Consider the following 11,609-nt stretch of genomic DNA (forward strand, 5'->3'; position numbering starts at 1 on the left):
TTTCAGTTATTTCTGGAAATCCTGAGGGCCCGGGAGTCTTTACCTACGAACGTCACTGATAAAGATTCGCATTAGTGACTATGGCGTTTCATTTCGTAGGTCACCTCATGCCCTCTTTGCGTTTGCGTTGCGTCTGCATTCCTCGCTACCGATCGTTGTCCCTTGCCCTGTTACTTGGATTGCCGACACTGGCCATCGCTGCCAGCCCGGTAGCTGACGCGCAAATCAGTCGTCAACAGCTGCACTTCCAGATCCCGGCCCAGCCTTTGGCCAGCGCCCTGATTGCATTTTCCCAGCAGTCGGGCTGGCAGGTCAGCGCGGAAAGTAAATTGCTCAGTGGCCTGAGCAGTTCACCTGTGGATGGCCGCATGAGCGCCGAGAAAGCCCTGGCACACCTGCTGCGTGACAGCGGCATGCAATGGGAAATCACCTCTGCCGACAGTGCCTCGATTCTGCCACCCGCGGAAAACGACGTACTGCTGATCAAAAGCACACCGATCACCGCCATGGAATCGGTGTTTCAGGGCGAACAGGTGATTGACCGGCAAATGATCGAGAACCTGCCCTCGGGCAACGGCGACATCACCAGCCTGCTGCGTACCAACCCCAATGTGCAGTTCGACAACAGCCAGCTGAGCAGCAAAAACCCGGGCGAAATCGCACCCGCCGATATCAGCATCAACGGCGCACGGCCCTGGCAGAACCTGTTTATCGTTGACGGCATGAGCATGAACAACGACCTGGACCCGGGCAACAGCAACGACGACTTCGATGAAATCCCGGGGCGCAGCCAAGGCCTGGCGCTCGACACCGACCTGCTGGAAGACATCAAGGTCTACGACAGCAACGTGCCGGTGGAATTTGGCGGCTTCAACGGCGGCGTGGTCCAGGCCAATACCCGCGACCCCAGCAAGGAACTGCACGGCAAGGTTTCGGTACAAATGACCCGCTCCGAGTGGACGCGCTATCACCTGAACGAAGATGACCCGGACCTGGAAAACTTCAAGGCCGGTTTCGGCAACAACTACCAGCCCGACTTCGAAAAAATCATCACGCGCGCCACCCTTGAAGGGCACCTGACAGACAACTTCGGTTTGCTCGGCACCTTCTCGCGCAAAGAATCCACCATGCCGACCCGCCTGTTTTCGGTGTCCAACCAAACCGAAACGGCAATGCAGACGCAAGAGCAATCGCGGCGCATCGACAACTACTTCCTCAAGGCCACCTGGCAGATCAACGAGGACTGGAAGCTCGACACCACCCTGACCCACGCACCGGAAACCGCTCGCACTTACGGCCCAAATTCGCTGGTTTCCGGCCGCGACATGGATGCCGGTGGCGACAGCATCAGCACGCGCCTGGTGTGGAACGCCCCCCTGGCCCGGGTTGAACAGAACCTGAGCTGGAGCGAGCTGAACACCTCGCGCTATTCCGAGCGCGATTACATGATCCTGTGGCGCACTTCGGCCAGCCGCGACTGGAGCACCTCGGCATTCGCCACCGAAGGCGGTTTTGGCGATATCGAAGAAACCCAAAAAACCCTGGCCTACAAACTCAAGGCCGACTGGAACAGCTTCACATGGCTGGGCGTGGAACACTCCCTGCAGACCGGCATGGAACTGTCGCAGAACTCGGCCAGCTACGAGCGCGGAACGCCCTACAGCAGCTATGCCATGGACAAGGCAACCTCATGCACAGCCAATGATCCGCTCTGTTCAATGGCGCCAACGATCAATGGCTGGCCTGGCCAGTACGCCAACAAGATGACCGTCACCCAGGGCAAAATTGCCTTCGACACCCGCTCATGGGCGCTGTACCTGCAAGACGAAATGCACTACAAGCGCCTCACCGTAAGGCCCGGTATCCGGGTGGACGGCGACAACTACATGAACCAGATCACTTTCGCCCCGCGACTGGCCACCGAGCTGGACGTTTTTGGCGATGGCAAGACCCGCCTCACCGCCGGCGCCAACCGTTACTACGGGCGCAACCTCTATGCCTATCGCCTGCGCGACGGCATCGCCTCGATGAGCACCGAATACACCCGCAAGACGCAGGCGTCCGCCTGGGAGCTGAGCAAGCACATCGCCAATGACAGCAAGTTCAGCCAGCTCAAAGTGCCTTACGACGACGAGCTGACCCTTGGCCTGAGCCACGTGCAGTGGAACACCGAGTTCGCCGTCAAGTACGTCAACCGCAAGGGCCGCGATCAGGTTAGCCGCGCCTGGGGCTCGCAAATCGGCGAGCCGTCCGAAGACACCTCGACCCTGGCTGCCAACTACTACACCTACTACAACGGCGGCAAAAGTGACGCCGACATCTACACCCTGAGCATCACCCCGCTGCAACCCTTCAACCTGGGCAGCACCCGCACCACCGCACAGTTCGCGATGGACTGGAGCAAGATCAATAACACCGGACTCTCCAGCTACAGCGCCAGCATCGGCGCTATCTACGTGGAAGACCCGACGATCCAGTACGACGGCACGTTCATGAAGTACTCCGACATGCCTGCCAGTAACTACAACCGCCCCTGGACAGCGCGCCTGACCACCGTGACAGAGGTCGAGCCCCTGCACCTGACCTGGACCAACTTCCTGCGCTACCGCGACGGTTACCGGCGCATTGCCTCCACCCAAAAAAAGGTCGAGCACGAAGGCACCAGCGTTTATGTCTGGGAAGAAACGCCATTTTCCGGGGCGCTGACCTGGGACACCCGCGTGGCCTGGGAAATGCCCACCGCCAAGGGCCAGACCGTGTTCGTCAACCTCGACGTCAGCAACCTGCTGGACAAGACCATCGTCAGCGCCACCGACACCAACGGGGTGCTCAACTATGAAGTTGGCCGCCAATTCATGCTGGAAGTGGGGTACACATTTTGAAAGGCCCAGCTCTATTCATCGGCCTGACCCTGGGCGGCCTGGCCCTGAGTGCAAACGCCTGTGATGAACAGGCTGGCGACTACGCGGCCTGCATCGCCCAACAATACCGCCAGCCCGTCGCCCAGTGGCCTGCGCCCCAGGTGGATGCCGATGTGCAATGGCAGGAAATGGCCGCCCTGCCAGCCCATGCCCCGGCGCCAGCGGACAACCCGTTCAGCGAGGCCAAGGCCGCGCTCGGCAAAAAACTGTTCAACGACCCCAAGCTCTCGCGCTCCGGGCAAATTGCCTGCGCCTCGTGCCATGAAGCCGACATGGCCTTTACCGATGGCCGCCGCGTCTCGTTCGGTCATGACCGCCAAAGCGGTCGGCGCAACGCCCCCAGCCTGGTGATGAGCGGCTACAGCACCGCGCTGTTCTGGGACGGGCGAGGCGGCAACCTCGAACAACAGGCCATGCACCCCATCGTCGACCCGGTGGAAATGGCATTCGACATCCCGCAACTGTTGCAACGGCTCAATACCGATTCCGCCTACCGCGAGGCGTTTGCACAGGTTTTCGGGCCCGGCCCGATCACCACGCAGCAAACCGCCCAGGCCCTGGCCACCTTTCAGCGCACGCTGGTGAGCGCCACACGCAACACCGCCTTCGAGCAACTGCTGCGCGGGCGCCCGCAACGCATGAGCGATGAGCAGCTCTACGGCCTGCATCTGTTTCGCACCAAGGCACGCTGCATGAACTGCCATTTCGGCCCGGCGCTGAGTGACGAGCAGTTTCATAACGTCGGCCTGAGTTACTACGGGCGTAAGTACGAAGACCTTGGGCGCTACGAAGTGACCCGCAAGCCAGAAGACGTGGGCGCCTTTCGCACACCGTCATTGCGCCTGGTGATGAAAACCGCACCGTGGATGCACAACGGCCTGTTCGTGAACATGGAAGGAGCGCTGGCGTTCTACAACATGGGCATGCCCCGCCCGCGCGCCAACGCGCAACAGACCAATGACCCTTTGTTCCCGCGTACCAGCGACCGGCTCAAGGCGCTGAACATGGACAAGAACGAGCTGCGGGCGTTGCGCAGCTTTCTCGACACGCTGTAGGCAAGGAGCATCACATTTCGTCGCACTGGCGCAATTGGACGCTGGGTCAAGCGCACTTGAGAACGATATCGTTTATTATTGTTACAAGTTTTGTAGTACCCAAGCGAGGAACCCAGCGAATGATGCTCCGAAATACCCGGCTAGCGACATCTCTACTACGCGGTCTGACTCTCTCCATCCTAGGTCTTGCACTGACCGCTCCCGCCCACGCTGCCGACCCTGTGTCACTGACGCTGTACAACGGCCAGCACAAGGAAGTCGGCGACAACCTCGCCAAAGCCTTCGAAGCCAAAACCGGCATTCACGTCAATGTGCGCAAAGGCAGCAGCAACCAACTGGCCAGCCAGATCATGGAAGAAGGCGACCGCTCGCCTGCTGACGTGTTTTACGCCGAAGAGTCCCCTCCCCTGAACAACCTGGGCGAACAGGGCTTTCTGGCCAAGGCCGATGACAGCACCCTGCAAGCTCTGCCCAAAGACTACGTGGCCGCCAACGGCACCTGGATCGGCGTGACTGCGCGCACCCGGGTTGTCGCGTTCAACCCCAAGAAGATCAGCGAAGACCAGCTGCCCAAGTCGGTACTGGATTTCGCCGACCCTGAATGGCAAGGCAAGATCGGTTTCGTACCCACCAGCGGTGCATTCCAGGAGCAAGCGGTCGCGATCATCAAACTGCACGGCCGCGAAGCCGCTGAAGAATGGCTGACCGGCTTGCGCGCCTTCGGCAAGACCTACACCAACAACATGGTGGCACTCAAAGCGGTAGAGAACGGCGAAGTGGCTGCGGTACTGGTCAACAACTACTACTGGTTTGCCTTGCAGCGCGAGAAAGGCCAGCTGGACTCCAAGCTGTATTACTTCACCGATGGCGATGCGGGCGGTCTGGTGACCGTATCCAGCGCCGGCGTGCTGAAAGCCAGCAAACACCCGAAAGAAGCCCAGCAATTGCTGGCTTACATGGCCAGTGAAGAAGGCCAGCGGGTGATCACCAACACCACCGCCGAATACCCGATGCGCAAAGGCATGGTGTCGGAACGCGGCCTCAAGCCATTTGAAGAACTGCAACCGCCGAAAGTGACGCCTGCCGATCTGGGCAACGCCGAAGAAGCGCTGGATCTTGAACGTGATGTAGGCCTGCTCTGATGTTGTCTGCCGCCCAACCTGCACGCTTTACTGCCACCCGCAAAAAGCCTTCGATCTGGCTGCTGTTGCCCGTCCTGTTACTGGTGGGTCTGAGCCTGTTGCCGCTGCTGTATGTCGGCACCAAAGCCTGGCAAGCCGGATGGACTGAAGCCCTGCACCTGTTGTGGCGGCCTTACGTATTCGGCTTGATGCGCAACACCTTGCTGCTGATGGTCGGCGTCACCCTGACCTGCGCACTGGTGGGCCTGTCCCTGGCCTGGCTGCTGGAGCGCAGCAATCTGCCGGGGCGGCGCCTGTGGGGCGTGATTCTGTGCCTGCCGTTTGCCGTGCCGGCGTTCGTCAGCAGCTTCACCTGGGTCTCCCTGAGCGCGAGTTTTGAAGGCCTGGGCGGGGCGATTCTGGTGATGAGCCTCTCCAAATACCCGCTGATTTTTCTGCCGGTCGCGGCCACCTTGCGCAACCTCGACCCGGCACTTGAAGAGTCGGCTCGCACCCTGGGGCAGAATCGCTGGGGGGTGTTTTTCAAAATCACTCTGCCGCTGCTCTGGCCCTCGTTGCTGGCCGGCTCCCTGCTGATTGCCCTGCACATGCTGGTGGAGTTCGGCGCGCTGTCGATCATTGGCCTGCAAACCTTTACCACGGCCATTTATCAACAGTTTGAACTGGAGTTCAGCAACGCCAATGCGGCGATGCTTTCAGCCGTGTTGCTGGTGATGTGCCTGAGCCTGTTGTGGCTGGAATTGAAAGTACGCGGCAAAGGCCGGCACATTCGTATCGGCCAGGGCGCGGCGCGGCGGGCCGAGCAAGTGCGCCTGGGCAAGCTGGCCATTGCCGGCCAGCTTTATTGCCTGGCACTGGCGATCATCGGCAGCGGTATCCCGCTGGGCATGCTGGTGTACTGGCTGGTCAAAGGCAGCTCGGCAGCCTTCCCGATGGCCGAGATTGGCGAGGCGCTGTTCTCGTCGCTGTCACTGGCGCTGGGCGGAGCTGCGCTGTGCCTGGTGCTGGCCGTGCCGGTCGGATTGCTGGTGGTGCGCTACAAAGGCCCGCTGGCAATCTGGGCGGAACGTTTGCCGTACCTGCTGCACGCCCTGCCGGGGCTGGTGATTGCCCTGGCCCTGGTGTATTTCGCCCTGCACTTCGTGCCGGCGCTGTATCAGACTTCAGCGCTGTTGCTGATTGCCTATGCGCTGCTGTTTTTACCGTTGGCGCAGGCACCGATCCGCACAGCCCTGAACAAGGCGGCACCGCAACTGGAAGAGGCGGCGCGGACGCTGGGTGCCACGTCGTTTTCGGCATTTTGCCGGGTGACCCTGCCGATCATCTTCCCGGCTCTGGGAGCTGCCTTTGCACTGGTGTTTCTGGATGCGATGAAGGAACTGACCGCCACCTTGCTGCTGAGCCCGACCGGGCTTAACACCCTGGCGACGCAGGTCTGGTCACATACCTCGAACATCGAGTTTGCGGCTGCGGCACCCTATGCGGCGTTGTTGATTCTAGTCTCGGGGCTGCCGGTGTATTTGCTGACGACGAAGATGTATTTGAGCCGCTAAACGCCAAGAGGCTCAACAGTCCCGTAGCAGTTGCCGAGCCAGCGAGGCTACGTCCGATTGCGAAGCGATCGTAAAACCTGAGTACGCGGTTTAACCGTTACACCGAGAACTCTGATTTTACAGTGGCTGCGCCGCCGAACGCAGCCGTCGTCCCTCGGCAGCTGCTACGCAGACATGCAGCTTCATTAAGCCCTGAACTGCCCCAGGCTCGCCTTGAGCTGCGCCGCCAACCCATCCAGCACCTTGCCGCTGGCCGTGGTTTGGGTCACCGCCTCGGCCGCACGCTCGGCCTGGGCATGAATCACCTCAACCCGCCCACGCACCGCATGTGCGCCTTGTGCTTGATGCTCCGCCGCTTTAGTGGCCTCACCAATGGCGGTATGAACCTGCTCGACCGAGGCCTGCACGGTTTTCTGCAATTGCACGCTGCCACGCAGCACCGCCAGCCCCTCATTGGCCTGACGCCCCGCCAGACCAATGGCCGCCACCGCCTCTTTCGCCCCCTGCTGCAACGCTACGATGTGCGCCTGAATATCACCCGTGGAGCTTTGGGTCTTGCTGGCCAGTGCCCGCACCTCATCGGCCACCACGGCAAAACCGCGGCCCGTCTCCCCCGCCCTCGCTGCTTCGATGGCCGCGTTGAGGGCCAGCAGATTGGTCTGCTCGGCAATGCCGTGAATCACGGTCAGGACGACTTCGATCTGTTCGCTTTGTTGCGCCAGCCGCTCAATCACCTTGGCCCCCTCGCCCACCTGCCCTGCCAGCGCCTCGATCAGGCCCCCGACCTTGGCCGAGGTGCGGGTGTTTTCATCGGTGGCCTGGCGAATATCGACCACTTGTTTGAGCGCAGCTTGCATCGCCTGGCTTTCGGACTGCGCCGCATCCGCCATGGTCGACAGGGCGTGCAGACTTTGCGCAACTTCATCACGCTGCAACTTCGCGGCAGCATCTGCTCCGGCATTGCGCAAGGTCATCACACCGATCTCGACTCCGGTGCGCTGCGCCACATCCCCCGCTTCCCGCACGATGGGTTGCAGCTTGTCGACAAAGCGATTGACCGCCGCCGCCATGTCACCGATTTCATCCTTGCTGTTAAGACCCACGCGCTTGGTCAAGTCCCCCTCGCCTGCCGCCAAGTCATCCAGCGCGGCAATCAACAACAGCAACTTGTTGACCACACGCCGCCCCAGCACCACGGCCAGCAACAGCAACACGCCCAGCCCCACAATCGCCAGCCCCATGCCAATGCGCCAACGCAAGGTGTCGGCCGCATCGCGCACGGTCTGCGCGGTGTTGGCCTGCATCTGCGCCGCTGCGGCCTGCGCCGACTCCAGGCGCGCACTCAATGCCGCTGAGCTGTCGCTCGCAGCGCCTTGCAGGCTTTCGCCGACCAACTGCTCACTGTTAACGATCAGGGTCGCAAAACGCTTATCAAGTGCCGCCAGGTCCTTCTCAACCGAGGCGGTGGAAACCCCCATCCGCACCTTGCCGATCTCGACCCCATTGGGGCTGATGGAAGCTTCGAGGTAATACACTCCGGGATCGCTTCGGGCGGCATCCAGCACCTTATCCAGCGCCCGCTCGCCCTTGCCCTTTGCCAAAAGCGCCTGGTTGATCGGGTTGTCACGATTGAGGTAACGCGTCAGATGCTGCCCAGTGGCGTCGTCATAAACCACGAACAACACATTGGGATTGCGCTGAGCGCGACGGGCGAAATCGGACAACGTGGGCACATCATTGTCCCAAATGGCACGCGGTGCCACGGCAGCCAGCAACTGCGCCATGTCGTTGGCCGAATCCTGCAGGTTCTTCTCCAGCGACTCCCAAAGCTGCATTTGCTCCTCTTTCAAGCGCGGCTCCAGGCCCGCCGTCAGACGCTGGCGGGTGCTGGCAGACAGACCCTCAAGGCTGCTTTTGACCTCACGCCCGGCCTGCTCGAGCTCACGGGTCAGTGCCTGGCTGTCGGCACCCAGGCGCGCGTCCAAATCAGACTCCAGGGCCGTCACCGTGCTCCGTGTCAGTGCGACAGCCACCAGCACTTGCACCAAAAGAGCGATACCAAGGGTAACGAAAACGGGTCGCAGCAGACGGCTTTGTAACAGTGAGAGAACGGCAGACACAGAAAACCCTCCACTTAGGTGCCATTATTTTGATAGCACACTTATTGACGGTTTCCACAGCAAGGGTCGTGCCGCACGACTGACAGAAACAACAAAAGGCCCCGAAGGGCCTTTTGTTTTACATCAACAGCGACTTAAGCGAACGGGTGACGCAGAACGATGGTTTCGTTGCGGTCCGGGCCAGTCGAGATAATGTCGATCGGTGCGCCGATCAGTGCCTCAACGCGCGAGATGTAAGCACGTGCGTTCTCTGGCAGCTCTTCCAGGGTTTTGGCACCCACGGTCGATTCAGTCCAGCCTGGTACAGTTTCATACACAGGCTGCAGGCCTACATAGCTGTCAGCGTCGGTCGGAGCCACTTCAACACCGTTTGCATCTTTGTAGCCGACGCAGATGTTGATGCTTTCCAGACCGTCGAGTACGTCCAGCTTGGTCAGGCAGATGCCCGAGATGCTGTTCACATCGATAGCGCGACGCAGGATAACGGCGTCGAACCAGCCGCAACGACGGGCACGGCCGGTGGTAGCACCGAACTCGTGACCTTGCTTGGCCAGGTGAGCGCCGACGTCGTCGAACAGCTCAGTCGGGAACGGGCCCGAACCTACGCGAGTGGTGTAAGCCTTGGTGATGCCCAGGATGTAGTCCAGGAACATCGGGCCAACGCCCGAACCGGTGGCAACGCCGCCAGCAGTGGTGTTGGAGCTGGTCACGTACGGGTAGGTACCGTGGTCGATGTCCAGCAACGAACCCTGGGCGCCTTCGAACATGATGTCTTTGCCAGCGCGACGCAGGTCGTGCAGCTCGGCAGTCACGTCCAGCATCAGCGGCTTGAGCAGCTCAGCGTATTCCTTGCACTCGGCCAGGGTCTTGTCGAAATCGATGGCTGGCTCTTTGTAGAAACCCACCAGCATGAAGTTGTGGTAGTCCACCAGTTCACGCAGTTTGGCTTCAAAGCGCGGCATGTTCAGCAGATCGCCAACACGCAGGCCACGACGGGCAACCTTGTCTTCGTAAGCCGGGCCGATGCCGCGACCGGTAGTACCGATCTTCAGCTCGCCACGGGCCTTTTCACGCGCCTGGTCCAGCGCAACGTGGAAGGACAGGATCAGCGGGCAGGACGGGCTGATACGCAGGCGCTCGCGCACCGGTACGCCTTTCTCTTCCAGCTTGATGATTTCACGCAGCAGAGCGTCGGGAGCAACCACGACACCGTTGCCGATCAGGCATTGCACGCCTTCGCGCAACACGCCCGACGGAATCAGGTGCAATACGGTTTTTTCGCCGTCGATTACCAGCGTGTGGCCAGCGTTGTGGCCACCTTGGTAACGCACTACAGCGGCAGCATGTTCGGTCAGCAGATCAACGATCTTGCCTTTGCCCTCATCACCCCATTGGGTGCCCAGGACTACGACATTCTTACCCATAACACTTGTCCTCATTCGCGCAAACTTGGTGCCGGCAGCCGCCGGCAGGAAAACTCAAGAAACCAGCGGCACTACTTGCCACAGGCCATTCTGCTGAATCAATTGGCGGTCGCAGTCTGCCTCAAGGGCACCAGCCTGCTGTTGCCCAGGCAATGCCTGAACCACACGCTGACCTTCACTGCGAAGCTGGCAAACCTGCTGCCAGAGTGCCGCATCTGTGCTGTCAGGCATCCAGATACCGCCAGACGGTAACTCGACTTCAGCACGCCCCAGGGTCACCAGGGTTTTCAAATCGGTCGAAAAACCGGTAGCCGGACGGGCACGTCCGAAAACAGCACCGATATCGTCATAACGACCGCCCTGGGCGATGGAGTCCCCAACGCCCGGTACAAAGACCGCAAACACCACACCTGTGTGGTAGTGATAACCACGTAACTCACCCAGGTCAAAATACAGCGGCAACTGCGGGAAACGCGCAGACAACCGCTCGGCAATAGCCAGCAAGTCATCCAGAGCAGCCATGACCTGGGCCGGAGCCTTGGCCAGACGCTCACGCGCAGCAACCAGCACTTCGCGGCCGCCACACAAACTAACCAATGCCTGCAGCATGCCTGCCAAATCAGCCGGCAAACCTTCGGTCAAGGCCGTTACTTCGTCGATCGCCTTGCGTTGCAGGGCGTCGAACAATTGTTGTTCCACTTCAACCGACAGGTTGGCCGCACGGGCCAGACCACGGTAAATACCAACATGCCCCAGGTCCATGTGCACATCCGGCACATCGGCCAGTTGCAGCATCGCCAACATCAGGCTGATGACTTCAACGTCGCTGCTCGGGCTTGCATCGCCATACAACTCGGCACCCAACTGGATCGGGCTGCGCGAGGATGACAACGCACGCGGCTGCGCATGCAGCACGCTACCGGCGTAGCACAGACGGCTCGGGCCTTCGCGACGCAGGGTATGCGCATCAATGCGCGCCACTTGCGGCGTGATGTCGGCACGAAAACCCATCTGGCGACCCGTTTGCGGGTCAATAACCTTGAAGGTACGCAAATCGAGGTCCTGGCCAGCCCCTGTCAGCAGGGACTCCAGGTATTCGATATGCGGGGTGACGACGAACTCATAGCCCCAGCTCTGGAACAGATCCAACACCTGACGGCGCGCCACTTCAATGCGGGCTGCCTCTGGTGGAAGTACTTCTTCGATGCCATCTGGCAAGAGCCAGCGGTCTACCGTTGCCATTACGCCATTCCCCTATGATCCGGGCGGCCAGCCAGCAGGCGAGCCTTGAGTAAAGCAGAACGTGGCTGCGTCTTGAACGCGCACAGCAAAAAAGCCCAAGCGACAGGCTTACACAGCACATTCCTCGAAAAATCTGCCGATGCTGTAACAGC

The 11,609-nt window shown here is 60.5% G+C and carries 7 protein-coding genes; 4 read left to right on the top strand and 3 right to left on the bottom strand.

The window, feature by feature from the left end:
* The first annotated feature begins 107 nt into the window (after nucleotides 1-107).
* The 4 genes from BLW11_RS01855 (at nucleotide 108) to BLW11_RS01870 (ending at nucleotide 6,671) form a co-directional block, all read left to right on the top strand.
* On the top strand, nucleotides 108-2,882 hold the full coding sequence (locus BLW11_RS01855) for a TonB-dependent receptor plug domain-containing protein (RefSeq protein ID WP_241486136.1): 2,775 nt from the start codon (nucleotides 108-110) through the stop codon (nucleotides 2,880-2,882).
* Nucleotides 2,879-3,976 (top strand): cytochrome-c peroxidase, encoded by a 1,098-nt coding sequence (locus BLW11_RS01860; RefSeq protein ID WP_082136259.1) that lies wholly within the window; start codon nucleotides 2,879-2,881, stop codon nucleotides 3,974-3,976. Before BLW11_RS01855 ends, BLW11_RS01860 begins: the two co-directional genes overlap by 4 nt.
* A 119-nt stretch (nucleotides 3,977-4,095) precedes the next feature.
* Nucleotides 4,096-5,118, top strand: a complete 1,023-nt coding sequence (locus BLW11_RS01865) for an iron ABC transporter substrate-binding protein (RefSeq protein ID WP_048360326.1) — start codon at nucleotides 4,096-4,098, stop codon at nucleotides 5,116-5,118.
* On the top strand, nucleotides 5,118-6,671 hold the full coding sequence (locus BLW11_RS01870; protein WP_048360327.1) for an ABC transporter permease: 1,554 nt from the start codon (nucleotides 5,118-5,120) through the stop codon (nucleotides 6,669-6,671). Before BLW11_RS01865 ends, BLW11_RS01870 begins: the two co-directional genes overlap by 1 nt.
* A 185-nt stretch (nucleotides 6,672-6,856) precedes the next feature.
* On the opposite strand, the gene BLW11_RS01875 is transcribed toward BLW11_RS01870, so the two are convergent.
* The 3 genes from BLW11_RS01875 to BLW11_RS01885 form a co-directional block, all read right to left on the bottom strand.
* A complete protein-coding gene (locus BLW11_RS01875) occupies nucleotides 6,857-8,791 on the bottom strand; it encodes a methyl-accepting chemotaxis protein (RefSeq protein WP_048360328.1) in 1,935 nt (644 codons plus the stop codon).
* Between the two features lie 134 nt (nucleotides 8,792-8,925).
* Entirely contained in the window at nucleotides 8,926-10,215 is a 1,290-nt protein-coding gene (locus tag BLW11_RS01880) for an adenylosuccinate synthase (RefSeq protein WP_048360329.1), read from the bottom strand.
* A 54-nt stretch (nucleotides 10,216-10,269) separates the two neighbouring features.
* Nucleotides 10,270-11,457, bottom strand: coding sequence for an ATP phosphoribosyltransferase regulatory subunit (locus BLW11_RS01885; RefSeq protein WP_048360330.1), 1,188 nt, complete (start codon nucleotides 11,455-11,457; stop codon nucleotides 10,270-10,272).
* Nucleotides 11,458-11,609 lie beyond the last annotated feature (152 nt).

It is taken from the genome of Pseudomonas deceptionensis, assembly GCF_900106095.1.
In the GTDB taxonomy this organism is placed as follows: domain Bacteria; phylum Pseudomonadota; class Gammaproteobacteria; order Pseudomonadales; family Pseudomonadaceae; genus Aquipseudomonas; species Aquipseudomonas deceptionensis.